The following is a 19903-nucleotide window of genomic DNA, read 5'->3' on the forward strand; positions in this document are numbered from 1 at the left end:
GTCACGACCCCTCACCGCACCGTCGGCAGGTCGGGACTCGACACGTCGTACGTCTGCCCGGGCTGGGTGAGCAGCGGCAGGGTGACCGCAGCCTTGCGCTCGGACTTCTCCGTGCCGCCCCACACCACGGTCCGGCCGTCGAGCAACGTCACCGCGATATCCGAAATCGACTTCGCCACAATCTGTCCCACCTGACCGCGGAGCTGAGGCGGCATCGACTCCAGCACCTCGATCGCAGCCTCCGTCGACGGGTCGCCCCACCCCGGCGTCTCCGTCACCAGACGCGGCACCCCCGGCGGCGGCGGTGCGATCTCGTAGTCCACGGCCTCCGCGTCGAGAAGATGGGTACCGCCAGGGTTGTCGACGAACACGACGGGCACCCGCTCGGTTACCGTGACCCGAATGGTGGACGGGTACACCCGCTGGACGCGCGCGGACGCCACCTTCGGGATCGCGGCGACCCGCTGAGCCGCGCCCTCCGTGTCGACACGCAGCAACGGCTGCCCCTGCGGCACCGCCAGCACCTGGCGAATCTGCTCCTCGGAGACGGACGTCGCCCCCGCGACGTCCGTCTCCCGCACCGACAGCAGCGGCGTGAACCAGGCGACGAGGCCGAGCGCCACGACCACGACGACACCGACGACGCCCATCACCGCGGGCCGCCGGTACCACGGTCGCTGCGACGTCTCCGCCGCCGCGGGCTTCCGTGCCGCCGAAGCCGATTCGCGGGTGCGCCGCGTTCCGGGGTCGGTGACCGTCGAGGTGCGCCGACGCGAGGACGTCCGATCGCTCGCCGTCGCGCGGGCACCGGCCTCACGCCCCGGCCTCGGACTGCGCTGGACGTCGCGGCGGACAGGGCGGTCCGGCCGCTCCGACCGGCCCCGACGCTCCCGCGTCATCGCGACGGGTGGTGGTGCGGAGCCGCACGCAGAGCGTCGAGGATCTGGTTGCCGAGCATCGTCACGTCACCGGCACCCATGGTGATCACCACGTCCCCGGGGGTCGCGAGGGCCGCGACCTGCCGCGGCGCCTGCGACAGGTCGGGCTGGTAGTGCACCGGCTTCGACACCGACAGCGCGACCAGGGCGCCACTGACACCCGGGAGCGGTTCTTCCCGCGCGCCGTACACGTCGAGGACCACGACCTCGTCGGCGAGGTCGAGCGCGTGCCCGAATTCTTCCGCGAATGTTGCTGTGCGGGAGTACAGGTGGGGCTGGAACACCACGATGACCTTGCCGCTGCGCACCGAGTCCTCGGATTCGCGACGGTCGGCCTCGTGGGGCTGGCGCACCAGATCGGCGGCGGCGCCGAGCACGGCACGCACCTCCGTGGGGTGATGCGCGTAGTCGTCGAACACGCGGACCCCGTGCTCGCGGCCGGTGAACTGGAACCGGCGGTGCACTCCCCCGAATCCGGCAATGCCTTCGAGGATCTCGTCCACGTCGGCACCGGCTTCCCGGGCGGCGAGGAGAGCGGCCAGAGCGTTGAGCGCCATGTGCCTGCCGGGCACACCCATCCGGACCGTCCTCGGCGACTGTTCGCCGGCCAGCTGGAACTGCAGCACTCCGCCGACGTCCCGGGCCTCGAAACTCAGCAACCGCGCGCCGACCTCGACGCCGTCGACGGGTGCGAAGGCCCCGTCGGTGTTCTCGGCGCTGCCGTATCCCAGCACCCGCACACCGGGCAGTCCCCGCGCCGCCACCCGCTGCGCGAGCGCCGCGGACCCCGGATCGTCGAGACAGGCGACGAGCAGACCGCCGGGCGACAGACGTGCCGCGAAATCGTCGAACACCTGGATGTACGCCTCGGTGCTGCCGAAGTAGTCGAGGTGGTCGGCTTCGACGTTGGTGACGACGACGACGTCCGGTTCGTACTGGAGCAGCGAACCGTCGCTCTCGTCGGCCTCCGCGACGAACACGTCGCCGCTGCCGTGGTGGGCGTTGGTTCCGGCCTCGTTGAGTTCGCCGCCAACTGCGAACGACGGATCGAAACCACAGTGTTGCAGCGCCACCACCAGCATCGACGTGGTCGACGTCTTACCGTGGGTGCCCGACACCAGCAGGGTACGGTGCCCCTGCATCAGCGAGGCCAGCACCGCGGGTCGCAGGATCACCGGTATGCCGCGCCGGGCAGCCTCCACGAGTTCCGGGTTGTCCTTCGGGATGGCGGCGTGCGTGGTGACCACGACGGTCGGGCCGCCGGGCAGCAGGTCGAGCGCGCCGGCGTCGTGACCGATCCGCACGTGCGCGCCGCGGGCACGCAGCGCGAGGACGCCGCGGCTCTCCTTGGCGTCCGATCCGGACACCTGCCCACCCCTGGCCAGCAGGATCCGCGCGATTCCGGACATTCCGGCGCCGCCGATCCCGACCATGTGGACACGTTCCAACTCCGCGGGCAGGTCGGTCATCGGGTTCCCCTTGTCAGCGCGGCCACGTCGAGCACGATGCGCGCAACCTCGGTGGCTGCGCTGCGGTGACCCGCGCCGGCCGCGCGTCGCCCCATGTCCTCGAGCTGTGCGGGATCACGCAGCAGAGGGATCACGGTCTCCGCGACGAATCCGGCGGACAGGTCTCCGTCGGCCACAATCATTCCACCTCCGGCGGCGACCACCGGTCGCGCGTTCAGTTCCTGCTCCCCGTTGCCGTGTGGCAGCGGCACGTACACCGCAGGAAGCCCCACCGCCGACACCTCCGCCACCGTCATCGCACCCGACCGGCAGATCACCGCGTCCGCGGCCGAATAGGCGAGGTCCATCCGCGACAGGTAGGGAACGGCCACGTACGGCGGGCCGCCCGGTGTCGCGGGAACGTCGAGGGTGTTCTTCGGTCCGTGCGCGTGCAGGACGGCCACACCGGCCGCTGCCAGCGACTCGGCCGCGCCCGACACGGCCTCGTTGAGCGACCGCGCGCCCTGCGAACCACCGAAGACGAGCAGTACGGGACCGTCGGCGGGGAGCCCGAAATGTGCGCGCGCCTCCGCCCGCAGGGCCGCCCGGTCGAGACCGGTGATCGACGCCCGGACCGGGATCCCGAGGATCTCCGCGTCCGAGCGACCGCGTGCGGAGACTCCGGAACCGGCGACCGCGGCCAGGACCCGGGCGGCCCGGCGGGCACCGATCTTGTTCGCTATCCCGGCACTGGCGTTCGCCTCGTGCACCACGATCGGAATGCGGCGCCGACGGCGCAGCAGTCCGGGGCCGGCCGCCAGATATGCCGGCAGCGCGACGTACCCGCCGAATCCGACGACGACGTCGGCACCGGTCGCATCGAGCACCTCGCGGGTGCGGCGCACCGACGCGCGCACCCGACCGGGAAGTCGCAGCAGGTCGAGGGTGGGTTTACGGGGCAGCGGCACCGGCGGTATGAGCTCGAGCGGGTAGCCCCGCTCGGGAACCAGGGTGGTTTCGAGGCCACGCGCCGTACCGAGAGCGGTCACCACCGCGGTGTCGTCGATCGCCTTGATCGCATCGGCCACTGCCAGAGCCGGTTCGATGTGCCCGGCGGTACCACCACCGGCCACGATCACCGACAGGGTGGACTTGTCGCCGTTCACCTACGAAATCCTCGCTCTCCTGCTCGGCCACCCGAGCTTCGCTGTTGACGTGCACCTCGTTCGGGGGTGCGGCCCTTGCCGCGTTCGGGGCGGCCCTTCTCGTATGTGACGCTGCGGGTCCGTGGGGCCATCTCCCGACCGGCCCGCCGGCGGGCCTCGGCGCGGCGCACCGCCTCGGCGCGTGCCGCGTCGGCCCGCACCGGCGAATACGCCTCCGGCTTGCGGAGCCGCAGGAGACGACCGAACGGGCCGTCCTGTCCGGAGTGCAGCGCCGCGACCGCCTCCGGTTCGTGCCGCGCCGCGTTGGCGACGAGGCCGAACATGAACAGTGTGGTGGCCGTCGACGTTCCGCCGGCGGACACCAGCGGCAACTGCAGGCCGGTGACGGGCAGCAGCCCGATCACGTATCCGACATTGATGAATGCCTGTCCGGTGATCCACACCGTCGCAGTTCCGGTGAGCAGGCGTAGGAAGGGGTCGGCGGATCGGGCCGCGATGCGCAGGCCCGTGTACACGAACAGTCCGAACAAGCCGAGGACGGCGGCGCCGCCCAGATATCCGAGCTCCTCGCCGATGATCGCGAAGATGAAGTCGTTGTGGGCGTTCGGCAGGTAGCTCCACTTCGCGCGGCTCTGCCCCAGCCCTCGCCCCAGGATGCCGCCGTCGGCGAGCGAATACATCGCCTGCCGCGACTGGTACCCGATGCCCTGCGGGTCGGAACCGGGATTGAGGAACTCGCGCACGCGAGCGGAGCGGTAGCCGGCGGTGAGCGCGAGGATCACGATTCCTCCGAAGCCGGTCCCGAGGATCGCGATGAACAGCTTCAGCGGCAGGCCCGCGAACCACAGCAGGGCCATCAGGATGATGGCCAGCGAGACCGTCGTTCCGAGGTCGGGCTGCAGGATGATCAGGACGAACGCGACGAGCGCGGCCGGCACCAGCGGAACGAGCATGTCCCGGATACTGGAGATGTCGCTGCGCCGCGACGCCAGGATGTGCGCACCCCACACTGCCAGCGCGATCTTGGTGAGCTCGGCGGGCTGCAACGAGAATCCCGCCACGACGAACCAACCCCGGGTGCCCTGGGACACGGTGCCGATGCCGGGTATGAGGACCAGGACCAGCAGGATGATCGTGACCGCGAAGGCCGGGAACGACAGGGCGCGCATCACCCGGACCGGGATCTGCAGCGCCGCGTAGAACAGGCCGAGCCCGAGAGCCGCGAACAGCGCCTGCCGGGTGAAGAGGGTGTATGCCGAACCGTCGGAGGCGTAGGCCTCGACGCTCGAGGACGACAGCACCATCACCAGGCCGAGGACCGTCAGCAGAAACGCGATGGTGACCACGAGGTGGAACGACGCCAGAGGCCGCGACAGCCAGGCCCCGATCCGGGTGCGCGGGCCACGCGGAGGTGCCGTGCGCGTGCGGGGACTCGACGGTGCACGCTTCGCCACCCCGGGGGCGGCCGCCGTGCGGGGCGGGGACCGCCGTCCTTCGGGGACGCGGCGGGTGCGGGCTCCGGCGGAGGTCATCGCAGCGTCCTGGAGATGTCCGACTCGTCGAGCCTGCCGACGGCGTCCGCGAAGCTGCGCCCCCGGTGGCCGTAACTGTCGAACATGTCGAGCGAGGCCGCCGCGGGCGCCAGGACGACGGAATCCCCCGCCGTTGCCAGCGCAGCCGCTTCGCGCACGACGACACTCATCACGGCGTCGCTGTCGGTGTCCGCCGGCAGCACCAGCCGGTGCGTCGCGGTCTGCGGGACTGCACTCACACCTGCATCGTCTCCCGTTTCGACAGTGACCACGGGAACCTCGGGGGCGTGTCGCGCAAGGGACTCTGCGATCTGCCTCGCATCGCGGCCGAGCAGGACGGCGCCGGCGAGGCGACCCGCCACCTCGCGGACGAGGTCGTCGACCCGCGCACCCTTCAGCAGACCACCGGCGATCCACACCACCCGCTCGTGGGCGAGGATCGACGGGCGGGCGGCGTGCGGGTTGGTGGCCTTGGAGTCGTCGACGAATGTCACTCCCCCGACGTCGGCGACGTGTGCCGCGCGGTGCGGGCCCACGACGTGGGCGGCCAGACCTGCAGCGACGGCGTCCGGCGGAACTCCGATCGCCCGGGCCAGAGCCGCCGCGGCCAGGGCATCCATCTGTCCGGCAGGCCCGGGCGGGGTGATCCCCTCGGCCGGGGCAAGCCGCTCGCCGTCGGCGAACGCGCGGTCGACGAGATACCCGTCCTCGACACCCAGTTCGCCTGACGCCGGCACACCGAGCCGGAAACCCAGGGTCCGGTCTGCGAGGGACGAGGAGAAGAGAGAGGACGCGACTTCGTCGTCGAGCCCCAGCAACGCGACCTCACCGGTCAGGGCGCGGGCCTTCGCATCGATGTACGGCTGCATCCCGCCGTGCCAGTCCAGATGATCTTCGGCGATGTTGAGGATCGCGCCTGCGGTCGGCCGGACCGACGGCGCCCAGTGCAGCTGGAACGATGAGAGTTCGACGGCCAGCACCTCTGCCCGGGGTTCGGTCTGCCGCAGGGCGTCGAGTACCGGAAGCCCGATGTTGCCGCAGGCCAGACTCGGCAGCTCGGCCGCCTCGAGGATGGACTGCAGCATGGAGGTCGTCGTGGTCTTGCCGTTGGTTCCGGTGACCACCAGCCACCGCCGGGGCGGGCCGTAGAGCCCGGCCCGGTCGACGTGCCAGGAGAACTCGATGTCGCCCCAGATCGGCACCCCGTCCCCGGCGGCGAGCGAGAGCAGCGGCGCGTCCGGACGGAACCCCGGGCTCGTCACGACCAGCGCGAACTCGGCGACGCGGTCCCGCTCGGTGAGCAGATCGTCGATCGGGACGGTCGCGGCGCCGAGACGCGCGCACTCGGCGAGGGCGTCGACGTTCGCGTCGGTGACGGTGACGAGCGCACCGAGGTCACGAAGCGGTTCGATGGTGGCCCGGCCGGAGACTCCCGCACCGGCGACGAGGACGCTGCGACCCCGCAACCAGTCGAGCCCGCCGTGTTCCTCTGCCACGTCGTCAGCCCCCGATCGCTGCCAGGTACTCGCTGTAGAACAGCGCGAGCCCGATCGCGGAAGCGATGGCGGCCAGCAACCAGAACCGGATGATCACCGTGGTTTCCGCCCACCCGGCGAGTTCGAAGTGGTGGTGGAACGGAGCCATCCGGAACACTCGTCTTCGGCTCGACCGGAACACCGCGACCTGGATCACGACCGATGCCGCCTCGGCGACGAACAGCGCGCCGATCACGACCATCAGCAGTTCGGTGCGCGTCGTGATCGACAGTCCGGCGAGCATGCCGCCGAGTGCCAGCGAACCGGTGTCGCCCATGAAGATCTTGGCGGGCGCCGCGTTCCACCACAGGAATCCGATGCACGCACCGGCACCGGCCGCGCAGATCAGGGCCAGGTCGAGCGGATCGCGGACGTCGTAGCAGCCCTTGCCGGGACTCGTCTCGCACGCGTTGCGGTACTGCCAGAACGTGATGATCACGTACGCGCCGAGCACCAGGCTCATGGAACCGGCAGCGAGACCGTCCAGTCCGTCGGTGAGATTGACCGCGTTCGACCAGGCGCTCACCAGGAGGTAGCAGAACGCGACGAACACGACGGAGCCCATCGTGACCGTCGCGATGTCACGCACGTACGACAGGTGTTCACTGCCCGGCGTGAGGTCGTTGGCGCCCCGGAACTGCAGCGCGAGAATGCCGAACGCCACTGCCGCGATGAGCTGGCCGACCAGCTTCGCTGTCTTGTTCAGACCGAGGTTGCGCTGCTTGCGGATCTTGATGAAGTCGTCGAGGAATCCGACCCCGCCGAGCGCCGTCGTGAGACCGAGAACCAGCAGTCCCGATGCCGACGGCCCGTCCGCGTTGTAGCCGATGCCGATCAGGTGCGAACCCCAGTAGCCGGCCCACAGTCCGGCGAGGATGGCGACGCCACCCATCGTCGGGGTGCCGCGCTTCGACTGGTGGCTCGCCGGACCTTCGACACGGATCTCCTGGCCGAATCCCTGACGGGAGAAGGCTTTGATGAGAACGGGGGTCAGCAGAATCGAGACGGCGAGCGCGATGCCCGCCGCGAAGAGGATCTGTCTCACCGCGTAGCCTCCGAACCCTTCTGTCCCGTGCTTCCCGCCAACACCGTGTCCGCAACCTCCCACAATCCGATGGACTGCGACGCCTTGACCAGCACCAGATCACCCGGCGCCAGTTCCTGTTCGAGCAAGGCGACCGCACCGGCGATGTCGGGGACGAGCATCGACTCCTCGCCCCACGAACCCTCCATGACCGCACCCTGGTGCATGGCGCGGGCGGGCCTGCCGGTTCCGACGATGATCAGCCTGCTCACGTCCAGCCGGACGGCGAATCTGCCGATGGCGTCGTGTTCGACCACTGATTCTGGACCCAGCTCGGCCATTTCTCCGAGCACCGCCCAACTCCGGCGCGCCGCACCCCGGCCCGTCCTGGCCATCGACACCAGCGCCTTCAGGGCCGCCCGCATCGAGTCGGGGTTCGCGTTGTACGAATCGTTGACGACGGTCACACCGTCCGGCCGGTCGCGGACGTCCATCCGGCGCGCCGAGACGGCGGCGGCACCGGAGAGGGCCTGCGCGATCTGCTGGAGGTCCGCCCCGCATTCGAGCGCCACCGCCGCTGCGGCGAGCGCGTTGCCGACCTGGTGTTCGCCGTGCACGGCGAGCTCGACGGGCACACTGCCCGCTGGCGCCGTGAGAGTGAAACGCGCCCTTGCCTTCTCGTCGAGCACGATGTCGGTGGCCCGCACGTGCGCGGACTCCGACTGGCCGACGAGGACCACCCGGGCCGACGTGCGCGGGGCCATGGCTGCCACCAGCGGATCGTCTGCGTTGAGGATCGCGACGCCACCGTCGTCCGCCGAGGGCAGCGACTCCGCGAGTTCGCCCTTGGCGGCGGCGATCGCATCACGCGAACCGAATTCGCCGAGGTGCGCCGTACCCACGTTGAGGACGACCCCGATCTTCGGGGGTGCGATTGTCGCGAGGGAGGCGATGTGGCCGCGGCCGCGGGCCGACATCTCCAGAACCAGGTATCCCGTGTCCGCGTCCGCGCGGAGGGCGGTCCACGGGTGGCCGAGTTCGTTGTTGAACGATCCGGGCGGCGCGACGACGGGGCCGAGGGGGCGCAGGACGGCGGCGAGCAGATCCTTCGTCGACGTCTTTCCCGCCGATCCGGTGACGCCGACGACGGTGAGCCCCTTCGCGGTGAGGTCGTCGACGGATGCGCGCGCGAGCTTCGCGAGGGCCGAGAGCACGGCGGCGCCCGATCCGTCGGTGTCGTGCTCGAGTGCCATCGCCTTGCTCGGGATGTCGCTCGGTGTCGGGGTGACGACGACCGCGGGGACGCCGACCGGGCGCGCCGCCAGGACCGCGACCGCACCGGCCTCGACCGCCGAGGCCGCGTGATCGTGGCCGTCCACTCGGGCGCCGGGCAGGGCGAGGAACAGACCCCCGTCGGTGACCTTCCGCGAGTCGAACTCGACCGTTCCCGTCACCTCGGCCGACGGATCGGCGACGTCGTGCAGTTCGCCGCCCACGATCTCGGCGACGCGAGCGAGTGTCATCGGGATCATCGCGCTCCTCCGACCTGTCGCTCGATCGCGTCGCCCAGTACGTCGCGGTCGTCAAATGGGTACTTCACCCCGTGTATCTCCTGACCGATCTCGTGTCCCTTGCCTGCGACCAGAACCACGTCGCCTGCCTGCGCCCAGCCGACGGCGTCGGCGATCGCCTTCGCTCGGTCCGCTACTTCCCAGACCTGTCCCCGCTCGGATTCGGGCACTCCGAGAGCGCCCTCGCGGACCGCGGCCCTGATCTTCGCCGGATCCTCGGTGCGGGGGTTGTCGTCCGTGATGATCAGCAGGTCGGCTCCGCGCGCGGCCGCGGCGCCCATCAGCGGCCGCTTGCCTGCGTCGCGATCGCCTCCCGCACCCACGACGACGGCGACGCGGCCGTGCACCTGCTCGCGCAGCGTCGCGATCACGGCCTCGACCGCTGCGGGCTTGTGCGCGTAGTCGACGACGGCGAGGAAGTCCTGCCCTCGGTCGATCCGCTGCACCCGGCCCGGCACGTCGACCCCGGCGATGCCCGCGACGGCGTCGCGCGGATCGACACCCAGCGCCGCGCACAGCGCGACGGCAAGGGAAGCGTTGGCGACGTTGTACTGCCCCGGCAGACGGAGCTCCACGTCGAGTGTGGTGCCCTCGGCCGTGGTGAGCGCGAAGGTCTGCGAGCCCGAGGACGACACCGTCGCCGGGCCCGCCGTCCACACCGCGCCCTCACTCTCCGGCGTGGTGCCCACCGTCGTCACCATCGAGTGCGCGCCGCGCGCGACGTCGGCCATCCGCTGGCCCCACACGTCGTCGACACAGATGACGGCGTGCTGTGCATGGACGGACGAATCGGCTGCGAAGAGCCGCGCCTTGGCGGCGAAGTAGTCCTCGAAGTCGCGGTGGAAGTCCAGGTGGTCCTGGGAGAGGTTCGTGAACGCGCCCACGTCGAAGCGGACTCCGTCGACGCGGCCGAGCGACAGCGCGTGGCTGGACACCTCCATGACCACCGTGTCGACGCCCTGCTCGAGCATCACCGCGAACAGGGCGTGGAGCTGCGGCGCCTCGGGCGTCGTCAGTGCGCTCGGCACCCGGCGGCCACTCATCCGGGTCTCGATGGTGCCCACGAGACCGGTCGTCCGCCCCGCGGCGGTGAGCGCGGCCTCGACGAGATACGAGGTCGTGGTCTTCCCCGACGTCCCGGTGATACCGATGACCTGCATCTTCTCCGAGGGCCGGCCGTAGATGGTGGCCGACAGCTCGCCGAGAACACCCCGTGGGTCGTCGTGGACGAGCACCGGCATGTCGGAGCCCAGTGCGGACACCAACTCGAATCCGGCCTCGTCGGTGAGGATCGCGGTCGCGCCGCGGGCGAGAGCGTCGGCGGCGAATTCCGCGCCGTGCGCGCGGGCCCCGGGAAGGGCCGCGAACAGATCACCCTCGATGATCCCCTGGGCGCGGAGATCCACCCCGGTGACGATCACGTGCTCGGCGGTTCCGGTGGGTGCCTCGACCCTCGCTCCGGCGAGCGCTGCCAGAGCGCTCACCGTGGTACGGACCGGCTGGGCGGGGCGAAGGCTGTCTGTGACCTTCGCCTCCACTGACGCCGACTGCGGGCGGGACGGAACAGGCACCGGGCTCCTCTCGGATGTCGACTCTCACTGACAACGGCGTAGTGCACGGATCGATACAGCGTGCTACCTCGGCAGTTCCCTGCGTCCACGGAAAAGTCCGTGTCCACTGAACGGCCGACGTGTCAGATTACCGCGAGAGCTCTCGGAACCCGATTCGGCCGACCTTCGCTCAATCGGCCTGCAGCACCAGCCTGCGTCCGGGGTCCGGGGACATCGGCACGCTGTCGCGTTGCAGCATCCAGGACGCGATGTTGTGGAACAGCGGTGCGGCGGACTGCCCGCCGGAGCCGTCCGCGCTGCGTGTCGGCGCGTTGAGCATGATTCCGACGACGTACCGCGGGTTGTCGGCCGGGGCGATCCCCGCGAACGTAATCCAGTAGTTCGAGTTCGAGTAGCACTTGCAGGCGGGATCGACCTGCTGGGCGGTGCCCGTCTTGCCGCTGATCTGGTATCCGTCGACGGCGGCCTGCACCCCGGTACCCCGCTGGTTGCCCGTGTCGTCCTGGGTGACGGACCGGAACATGTCGCGAACGGTGGACGCGGTCTGGGGGCTGACGACCGTCACCTCCTCGGGCGTCTCGGTCTCGGTCCGGTTCCCGGACGCGTCGACCGTCGCCTTCACGATGCGCGGCGGGATGCGGACGCCGTCGTTGGCGATCGCCTGGTACATGCCGGTCATCTGCAGCAGTGTCATCGACAGGCCCTGGCCGATCGGCAGGTTCGCGAACGTGCCCCCCGACCACTGGTCGCGGCTGGGGACACTGCCGGCGCTCTCACCTGGGAGCCCGACGTCGGTGCGCTGGCCGAGACCGAACCTGGACAGCATGTCCGCGTAGCGGTCCTCCCCCACGCGCTGGGCGAGCATCAGAGTGCCCACGTTGGAGGACTTACCGAACACGCCTGTGGCCGTGTACGGGGCGACCCCGTGGTCCCAGGCGTCCTTCACCGACACACCCGACATCTGAATGTTGCCGGGGACCTCGAGAACTTCGTCCGGTGTGGTGAGCCCGTACTCGATCGCGGCCGCCGCGGTGACGATCTTGTTGACCGAGCCCGGTTCGAACGGCGTGCTCACCGGCAGGTTGCCCATCTCCACGGTCCGCGGATTGTTGCCCACCCCGATCGCCGGATTGAACGTGCTGTCGTTCGACATCGCGAGCACCTCACCGGTGTGGGAGTCGAGCACGACCGCCGACGCGTCCTTCGCACCGGACTTGTCCTTCGCCATCTGCACCTGCTGCTGGACGTAGTACTGCAGGTCGGAGTCGATGGTGAGCTCGACGCTCGACCCGTCCACCGCCGGTTGCTTGTCGCGCCAGCTGCCGGGAATCACCGCGCCGTCGGAACCTCGGTCGTAGGTCTGGGAGCCGTCGGTGCCGGCAAGAGTGGAGTCGAGCGAGTCCTCGAGGCCGAGCAGTCCGTGACCGTCCCAGCCGGTGGCGCCGACGAGGTTGGCGGCGAGGGATCCGCCGGGGTACTCGCGGATGTCCTGGCGTTCGAGTCCGACCTCCGGGAACTTGTCACTGATCTGCGCGGCGATGTTGGGGTCGACGCTGCGCGCCAGATAGACGAACGTGTCGTCGCCGTGCAGTTTCTCCTTCAGATCCTTCTCGGGTGCGGCGTCGCCGAGCCGGTCGTGGATCTCCTTCGCGATAGCGTCGAGACGGGAGTCGACGTCGGGGGCGGTGTCGCTCTTGGCCTTCGCCTCCTCGAGTTCCTTCCGCACCCGTGCGGGCTGGAACGTCAGGGCCTTCGCTTCCATCGTGAATGCGATGGGGTTGGAGTTGCGGTCGGTGATCGACCCGCGCAGCGCCGGATCCACCTCGGTGGTGGTGCGCTGGTTCGCCGCCTCCGCGGACAGTTGTGGTGCGTCGATAACCTGGATCCACAGAAGTTGCACTGCGGCGAGGCCGAGCGCCAAGAACATCACCAGGCGTCCGTACCGTTGTCTGAACGGAAAGGACGCCGAACCGGCGCCCTTGGGGCGCCGGGGACGACTTCTCGGTGCGCTTCGACTCACCGGCGACCGCCGGACGGTGGAGCAGTCGTCGGAGCGGTGGTCGAGGGGATCACGGGAACCAATTGTTCACCCTGCGCTTGGATCTCGGTGCCATTGCCGGGCTGCGGCGTGGCGCGCGGCGACTGCGTCGTCGTCCCGCGGTTGGGGGCGGTCGCGACGGCGTTGCCACGCTGGGTGGGCGGGGCGACGTCCAGCGGCGGCACGGGTGCACCCGACGCCGGGGCCGGCTTTCCGACGACCTCGACGCTGCCGTCGGGGTGGACGACGAGGCGAGCGGGATCGTTGGCGGGCACCATGCCGAGCTTGGCTGCTTCCTCCGCCAGTTTCGGGGCGGAGTTGGCGGTCTCGACGTCACGCTCGAGTGCCGCCTTCTCCTCCGCGAGCGACTGGTTGTGAGCGCGGGCGGCGCTCAGCTGGTACGAGTCCTCCGCGGACCGGGTGGTCAGCAGCAATGTCATGGCCAGGCCCATCGCGAGCAGAACGAGGATCGTTGCCACGAACGGGATGCGGGCGGTGAGCGTGCCGGTGCGGTTCTTACCGGAGACGGCGATCGCGGATCCACTGTGCACGGCCGCGCGCTGGGTGCGCTTTTTGTACGCCCGCTCAGCCGCGCCCGTCCGGGCGGCCGCCCGCGCGGGCCGCATCTCGGTGGAACTCACCTGAACCGTCATGCCGCCGACCTCCTGGCAATTCTTTCTGCAGCGCGCAAACGCACCGGGGCTGATCGTGGGTTCTCTTCGACTTCCTGCTCGGACGCCCGCTCCGCCCCCCGTGTGAGGATCCGGAACTCCGGTCCCATCCCCGGCAGTTCGACAGGAAGCCCCTCGGGGCTCTTCGACTTCGACCTGGGAGTGATTTCCTGCTTGACGACCCGGTCTTCCAGGGATTGGTACGACATGAACACGACGCGTCCCCCGACGGTCAACGCGTCGAGTGCTGCCGGGACCGCGGCGCGCAGTGAATCGAGCTCGCCGTTGACCTCCACTCGAAGGGCCTGGAACGTCCGTTTGGCCGGATGTCCCCCGGTACGGCGGGTCGCCGCAGGAATGGAGCGATACAGCAGTTCGACCAGCGCTGCGCTGGTGGTGAACGGCTCCTTCGCGCGCTGCCGGACGATCTCCGACGCGATCTTGCCTGCGAAGCGCTCCTCGCCGTACGTGCTGAGGATGCGAGCGAGGTCTCCGTGGCTGTACGTGTTGAGGACCTCGGCCGCGGTGATGCCGGTGGTCGGGTCCATCCGCATGTCGAGGGGAGCGTCGATCGAGTACGCGAATCCCCGATCCGATTCGTCGAGCTGCATCGAGGAGACACCGAGGTCGAAGAGGATCCCGTGCACCGACTCCTGCGCGGGGAGGCCCGCCTGGGCGAGCGCATCCTCGATGCCGTCGTAGCGGGTGTGCACGAACGTGATGCGATCGGCGAACGGAGCGAGCCGGCCACCGGCGATCTCGAGCGCGTGCGGATCACGGTCGAGGGCGATGAGCCTCAGCTGAGGGTAGGTCCGCAGGAAGTGCTCGGAATGACCACCGAGACCGAGGGTCGCGTCGATCATGACGGCTCCCCCGCCCTGCGGGTCGTTCACGGTGAGGGCGGGGCCCAGCAGTTCGTCTGCGCGGTGAAGCAGAACCGGGATGTGACCGAAACCATCGGCGGGCGAGGAATCTTCCCCCTCGTGATCCACCATGATCCCTCCGGCTCCTGCTCTGTGGTGCGGGTGAAGCGCCCGAAGCCGGGGTTCACTGCTCGAACTTCTCTTGTCGGCCAGTTGCCGTGGCGAATGCTTCGAGGTCCCTGCCCGAAATGAAAACCTGGCGCTGGGGAAGTGCGTCAGGGTTCCGTCGGACAGAGGCCTCGCGGCATTCGCGGGGACGCGGTCACGCTCAGACGATCTCGCCGAGCGCGACTCCTGTTGCCTGCGAGTAGTTCTCCTCGTTCGCCTCGACGTAGGTCTGCCAGGCTTGCGCATCCCAGATTTCGAGGAAATCGACCGAACCGATCACTACGCAGTCCTTGGAGAGACCCGCGTAACGACGGTGATCTGCCGAGAGGGTGATGCGCCCCTGGGCATCTGCGTGCTGCTCATCGGTACCTGCCGCCAGTCCGCGAACGAAGGCTCGCGCCTCCGGATCGCTTCTCGACGCGGCCGCGGCCTTGCGTGCGAGAGCGGTGAATTCTTCCCGGGGATACACCGCGAGGCTGTGATCCTGACCCTTGGTGACCATCAACCCTCCCGCCAGCGCATCCCGGAACTTTGCGGGCAACGTGAGCCGCCCCTTGTCGTCGAGCTTCGGCGTGTAGGTACCGAGAAACACTCGACACCTCCCACCACGTTCGTATCGAACGCCGTATGCCCGGGCGGTTCACCTTCGCTCCCCGCTGCGCACCACAGTACCCCACTTTCCCCCACTCACAAGGTGGATAACAGCGTGTTGTCGCCCAATTTGCCCAATACTTGCTGGTCAACGCTTATTGCAGAAGGTGGGGGAAAATTCCCGACGTGATCACCGACACGAGCCGAGCCGATCGGGCTCGGTCACACATCAGCCCAAAAAGCAGTAAAAGCCCAGGTGAAAGCACAACGCGAGGGGCCGACGCCCCCACCCCGCGGTTCATCGCGGGGCACAGGGGGGAAAGTGGGGAAACGGGGTGGGTGAGGGTGGGGATTCGTGGGCGGGAACGTTCACTGGCCCCACCGGATCGACCCCGACCTACCGCACCCAGGCGACCCTGCACCGCCCGGACACAGCAGTGGCGGCGTGGCATCACCTGCCACGCCGCCACTGTGCTGCCGAGCGGGTCGAACTACTCCTGCTCGAATCTCTTCTTGAAGCGGTCTTCCATTCGCGACGAGAATCCGCCACTCTTGCGCCCGCCTCGGGGCTTACCGCGATCGGCACGGCCGGTCTCACCTTGCGTGGTCGAGCCACCACGTGAGGACTGTCCGGACTTGCTCTTTCCTCCACCCCACAGGAGGAGGACTCCGGCACCGAACATGACGATGAAGCCGATCAGGCTGATGACGGGAAAACCGCCCGGCTTGATCGGAAGGGCGACGCCGGCAATGAGCAGGACCAGCCCCAGAACGAACAGGGCCACCGCCTGCAATCGACGACGACTCGATGCCGCACGCATGCGACCGCCTCGCACAGTGGAGGCGAACTTGGGATCCTCGGCGTAGAGAGCGCTCTCGATCTGGTCGAGCATGCGCTGCTCGTGCTCGGAGAGTGGCACGGTACCTCCCCCGGCACTGGAGTGTTGGCCACCGCCTCACGGTGCGAGACGGTGGGTAACCGACTTTGGCGGCTACCTAGATTTAATAATACGAGCAGTTCGATCCCCGTACCACCTACTCCACGTACGAGTTCGACACCAACCTTACGGACTCCCGCACCGAACCCCGTTCGGGGCACCGCAATGTCGCGGACGCCTCACCGTTTTCCCGCCGTTTGCGGCCCACAGCCCGGGCTACGACGCCCGCAGATCGAGACCTGCGCCACGTCCGATGTGATCTTCGACGTGCTGGAGAAAGCGTCCGACCTCGACAAAGAACTCGTCCGCCTCGAGATCGGTGAGGGTACGCGACATTCCCGCCTCGATCGCGGCGCGGGTGGCCGAGTGCCCGGCGAAGTAGTCGGCCCAGTTCACGAATTCCGGCGCCGCGGCGGCCATGAGAACCCAGGCGTTACGCGTTCGTGTCCGTCTGCTCCCCGCCGCAGGCCCCTCGACGGCGGCCAGCACTGCGCCCGCGCCGCGGAGCGCGGCCAGATACGCACTGTGGAATCGATCCGCCGGCCCACCGGCCCCCACCGATTGGGCGAGGAGCGCGTCGGCGCGATCGAGCAGCGTCGAACCCCGCCTGGAGCCCGGGTTGCGTATGTCACCCGGTCGGCGCGAGTTCCCAGAGGCCGGTCCCGTGACCGGGTTCGTCATCACTTCGAACACCTCCAAAACCCCGGTGCAACCACCCCGCCGGGCGTAGTCGGTTCGTGAGTTCGGGGGCCGGCGATGCTCGCTTCCCTCGAGCATCGCCGGATCCCCGCTATCGAACATCCGTTCGACCTATTCAATATAGCTGGACCCACCGACACGTCGTCAAGAGAAAGGTGAGACCGGTCGACACGAACGCTGACCAGACTCCACTCGTGGTCGAACTCACGGCCACCGAGTTCCGCGACCGCCTGCACGAGGCGCTGTCGATCTACGTCGCCGCCATGGGCTATCCCCACGGCACCGAATACCACCGGGCGCCGATGTGGAACGAGCACCTGCAGCGATCGGGGTGGCGTGGCGTCGGCGCGCTCGTCCCGGCCGGTGACGGATCCGCCGACACCGCGGCCGCCCGTCTCGTCGCCGTCGCCTACGGCTACCGCGGGGCACCCGAACAGTGGTGGCATCAGCAGGTCCGTTCCGGTCTGCGCCACACCGGGTGGACCCGGGACCAGATCGACGTGATCCTCGGCAACTACTTCGAACTCACCGAACTCCACGTCCACCCGGACGCCCAGGGACATCGGCTCGGCGAGACCCTGCTCCTCCGCCTCCTCGACCACAGGCCCGAACGCGGCGTGCTGCTCTCCACCCCGGAAGTGGCGGACGAGGACAACCGCGCATGGCGGCTGTATCGCCGCCTCGGCTTCAGAGATGTCCTGCGCCACTTCCGATTCGCCGGGGACAACCGGCCGTTCGCCGTACTGGGACGCGGGCTTCCCCTGTGATCGACGCGGTGGTGGTGGGATCGGGACACAACGCCCTCGTGTCGGCGTGCTACCTCGCGCGGTCCGGATGGTCGGTCGAAGTGATCGAACGCGACACCGTCATCGGTGGCGCGGTGTCCACCGTCGAACGCTTCCCCGGGTACAAGGTCGACCGCGGGTCGTCCGCGCACATCATGGTCCGTCACACGGGGATCGTCGAGGAACTCGACCTCGGCGCGCACGGCCTGCGGTACCTCGACTGCGATCCGTGGGCGTTCGCCCCCGCCCCCGCGGGGTCGGATCGGCCGGGGATCGTGTTCCGCCGCAGCCTGGACGCGACGTGCCGGTCCATCGAGGAGTCCTGCGGCGCCGCGGACGCCGACGCGTACCGCCGGTTCGTGGCGGTGTGGGGTCCGCGCAGCGCACGTGTCATGCGCGCGTTCTCGAATCCGCCGACCGGGCCCGCGCTCCTCTCGTCGTTCTGGGGGCTCGACACGGGCGGCGGCGGCAGCGACCTCTCCCGGCAGTTCCTCGGTTCCGGCGACGCGCTGCTCGACGAGTACTTCGACGACGAACGCCTCAAGGCCGCCCTCGCATGGTTCGGCGCCCAGTCCGGTCCGCCGATGTCGGAGCCGGGGACGGCGCCGATGGTCGGATTCGCCGCCCTGCTGCACACCATTCCGCCCGGCCGTGCCGTCGGCGGCAGCGGAGCCCTGACCGCCGCTCTCGCCGCGAAGCTGCGCGCCGACTCCGGGACCGTCTCGCTCGGCGACTCGGTGGTCTCGCTGAGCCGCGACGGCGACTCCTGGACGACGCGGACGGCGTCCGGACGGGAGATCCGCTCACGTGCGGTGATCGCGGGCTGTCACGTGCTGACCACGCTCGGCCTGCTCGAGCGCGGTGGGTACGACGCGCTGACCCTCGACCGGTGGCGTCGCCGGATCCGCGTGGGCCCGGGGATCGGGATGGTCGTGCGGCTGGCCACCGACGCCCTCCCCGCCTATCCGAGTGCGCCCGACGCGTCGGTCACCCACGGGCTGCAGTTGCTGGTCTCGGATCGCGCACACCTGCGGCTCGCGCACGGCGCGGCACTCGCCGGGGAACTCCCGCCGCGGCCCGCGGTGCTGGGAATGAGCTTCAGCGGCCTCGACCCCACCATCGCACCCGAGGGCAGGCACCAGGTGACCCTGTGGTCGCAGTGGCAGCCGTACCGGCTCACCGGCGGCCGGCGCTGGAGCGACCTCGCCGGACCGGAGGCCGATCGGATCGTCGCGGAGATCGACGCGCTGGCACCCGGTTTCGGTGAGTCCGTCCTCGACCGGCACGTGCAGTCGCCGCAGGACCTCGAAGACGAGATGGGGTTGCTCGGCGGCAACGTCATGCACGTGGAGATGTCGCTGGACCAGATGATGATGTGGCGTCCGCTCCCCGAACTGTCCGGACACCGGGTGCCGGGGGCCGGCCGCCTGTACCTCACCGGCGCCTCGACCCATCCGGGTGGCGGGGTGTCCGGCGCGAGTGGCCGCAGCGCTGCACGCATCGCGCTCCACGACGACCGGCGGGGTCTGGGACGCCTGCGGCGCAGGCGATGACCTCCCGCCTGCCCCTGCTGCTCGCGGGCGCGGCGATCGCGGCGCAGATCGTCTACCCGCTGGTGCACGGCGGGATCCGTGACGTCGTCACCGTCCTCGTCGTCGCGCTGCTCGCCGCGGCGTCCGTCACCCACGCGGCCGCGACCCGGGGTGCCCGCTGGACGGTGGGACTGGTGCTCGTGACCGCGGGGCTCGGTCTGTGCTCCGAGATCGTCGGCACGGCCACCGGCTTCCCCTACGGCTGCTACGACTACAGCGTCGGGCGGCTCGGGCCTGCACTCGCGGGGGTGCCTCTGGTGGTGCCGTTCGCCTGGACGGCCGGGTTCTATCCGGTGTGGTGCGTGGCGTCCGTGCTCGCGCGCGGCCCGTACCGACGGCTGACGCGCATCGCACTGACGACGATCGGTGTCGTCGGCTGGGACCTGTACCTCGACCCGCAGATGGTCGCGGACGGGCAGTGGCACTGGTGTGTCACCGACGCCGGCCTGCCCGGTGTCGAACACATTCCGCTGACCAACTACGCCGGGTGGTTCGTCGTCGCCGCCGTGATGGCCGTCGCCGTGGACCGGATCGACCGTCGTCTGGACGCCGGGACCCGGCACCGTGACGGTGTCCCGATCGGGTTGTTCCTGTGGACGTGGCTCGGTTCGGCGCTGGCACACTCGGTCTTCCTCGGCGCCCCCGAGTTGCGGTATTCGGCGATCTACGGGTGGTTGGCGATGGGAATCCTGGGAGTTCCCCTGCTCGTGTCGCTGCTTCGGCCGCGCGCCCGGCGACCCCGGACCCACGACACGCACCCTCACGCCTGACAC

17 protein-coding genes are annotated in these 19903 nt (G+C 69.6%); 3 read left to right on the plus strand and 14 right to left on the minus strand.

What is annotated here, in order from left to right; all coding sequences use genetic code 11:
- Positions 1-11: 11 nt before the first annotated feature.
- From HGB39_RS23010 to HGB39_RS23075, 14 genes are all read right to left on the minus strand, one after another.
- Positions 12-899, minus strand: a complete 888-nt coding sequence (locus HGB39_RS23010; RefSeq protein ID WP_240960505.1) for a cell division protein FtsQ/DivIB — start codon at positions 897-899, stop codon at positions 12-14.
- On the minus strand, positions 896-2407 hold the full coding sequence (gene murC / locus HGB39_RS23015) for a UDP-N-acetylmuramate--L-alanine ligase (protein WP_064080878.1): 1512 nt from the start codon (positions 2405-2407) through the stop codon (positions 896-898). The genes HGB39_RS23010 and murC overlap by 4 nt, the downstream gene beginning before the upstream one ends.
- Positions 2404-3552: an undecaprenyldiphospho-muramoylpentapeptide beta-N-acetylglucosaminyltransferase gene (gene murG / locus HGB39_RS23020; protein WP_005247177.1), complete on the minus strand. Its 1149-nt coding sequence runs from the start codon at positions 3550-3552 to the stop codon at positions 2404-2406. The genes murC and murG overlap by 4 nt, the downstream gene beginning before the upstream one ends.
- A complete protein-coding gene (gene ftsW / locus HGB39_RS23025; protein WP_064080879.1) occupies positions 3549-5084 on the minus strand; it encodes a putative lipid II flippase FtsW in 1536 nt (511 codons plus the stop codon). Before ftsW ends, murG begins: the two co-directional genes overlap by 4 nt.
- A complete protein-coding gene (gene murD, locus HGB39_RS23030) occupies positions 5081-6580 on the minus strand; it encodes a UDP-N-acetylmuramoyl-L-alanine--D-glutamate ligase (RefSeq protein ID WP_120660697.1) in 1500 nt (499 codons plus the stop codon). The genes ftsW and murD overlap by 4 nt, the downstream gene beginning before the upstream one ends.
- A 4-nt stretch (positions 6581-6584) precedes the next feature.
- A complete protein-coding gene (mraY, locus tag HGB39_RS23035; RefSeq protein WP_005247625.1) occupies positions 6585-7664 on the minus strand; it encodes a phospho-N-acetylmuramoyl-pentapeptide-transferase in 1080 nt (359 codons plus the stop codon).
- A complete protein-coding gene (locus HGB39_RS23040) occupies positions 7661-9175 on the minus strand; it encodes a UDP-N-acetylmuramoyl-tripeptide--D-alanyl-D-alanine ligase (RefSeq protein WP_054248934.1) in 1515 nt (504 codons plus the stop codon). The genes mraY and HGB39_RS23040 overlap by 4 nt, the downstream gene beginning before the upstream one ends.
- On the minus strand, positions 9172-10785 hold the full coding sequence (locus HGB39_RS23045) for a UDP-N-acetylmuramoyl-L-alanyl-D-glutamate--2,6-diaminopimelate ligase (RefSeq protein WP_043793274.1): 1614 nt from the start codon (positions 10783-10785) through the stop codon (positions 9172-9174). Before HGB39_RS23045 ends, HGB39_RS23040 begins: the two co-directional genes overlap by 4 nt.
- A 169-nt stretch (positions 10786-10954) precedes the next feature.
- The gene (locus HGB39_RS23050; protein WP_037204871.1) at positions 10955-12805 is read right to left on the minus strand and encodes a peptidoglycan D,D-transpeptidase FtsI family protein; all 1851 of its coding nucleotides are present in this window, start codon (positions 12803-12805) and stop codon (positions 10955-10957) included.
- On the minus strand, positions 12802-13476 hold the full coding sequence (gene ftsL / locus HGB39_RS23055; RefSeq protein ID WP_005260195.1) for a cell division protein FtsL: 675 nt from the start codon (positions 13474-13476) through the stop codon (positions 12802-12804). The genes HGB39_RS23050 and ftsL overlap by 4 nt, the downstream gene beginning before the upstream one ends.
- Entirely contained in the window at positions 13473-14489 is a 1017-nt protein-coding gene (rsmH, locus tag HGB39_RS23060; protein WP_005260190.1) for a 16S rRNA (cytosine(1402)-N(4))-methyltransferase RsmH, read from the minus strand. Before rsmH ends, ftsL begins: the two co-directional genes overlap by 4 nt.
- Before the next feature lie 196 nt (positions 14490-14685).
- Positions 14686-15117 (minus strand): division/cell wall cluster transcriptional repressor MraZ, encoded by a 432-nt coding sequence (mraZ, locus tag HGB39_RS23065; protein ID WP_005247637.1) that lies wholly within the window; start codon positions 15115-15117, stop codon positions 14686-14688.
- A gap of 490 nt (positions 15118-15607) precedes the next feature.
- Complete coding sequence (locus HGB39_RS23070) at positions 15608-16036, minus strand: SCO2097 family morphological protein (RefSeq protein WP_005247640.1); 429 nt, start codon at positions 16034-16036, stop codon at positions 15608-15610.
- Positions 16037-16270: 234 nt separating this feature from the next.
- Entirely contained in the window at positions 16271-16735 is a 465-nt protein-coding gene (locus HGB39_RS23075; protein ID WP_231137658.1) for an SAV_6107 family HEPN domain-containing protein, read from the minus strand.
- A 173-nt stretch (positions 16736-16908) separates the two neighbouring features.
- Here HGB39_RS23075 and HGB39_RS23080 point away from each other — a divergent pair, with 173 nt between their 5' ends.
- Genes HGB39_RS23080 through HGB39_RS23090 form a run of 3 tightly spaced genes read left to right on the plus strand, consistent with a single transcriptional unit; the run spans position 16909 to position 19900 of the window.
- Positions 16909-17520: a GNAT family N-acetyltransferase gene (locus HGB39_RS23080; RefSeq protein ID WP_005260186.1), complete on the plus strand. Its 612-nt coding sequence runs from the start codon at positions 16909-16911 to the stop codon at positions 17518-17520.
- Positions 17517-19091: a phytoene desaturase family protein gene (locus HGB39_RS23085; RefSeq protein WP_064080813.1), complete on the plus strand. Its 1575-nt coding sequence runs from the start codon at positions 17517-17519 to the stop codon at positions 19089-19091. Before HGB39_RS23080 ends, HGB39_RS23085 begins: the two co-directional genes overlap by 4 nt.
- Entirely contained in the window at positions 19088-19900 is an 813-nt protein-coding gene (locus HGB39_RS23090) for a carotenoid biosynthesis protein (RefSeq protein WP_064080812.1), read from the plus strand. The genes HGB39_RS23085 and HGB39_RS23090 overlap by 4 nt, the downstream gene beginning before the upstream one ends.
- Positions 19901-19903: the final 3 nt, after the last annotated feature.

It is taken from the genome of Rhodococcus opacus, from assembly GCF_012396235.1.
Classification (GTDB): Bacteria; Actinomycetota; Actinomycetes; order Mycobacteriales; family Mycobacteriaceae; genus Rhodococcus_F; species Rhodococcus_F opacus.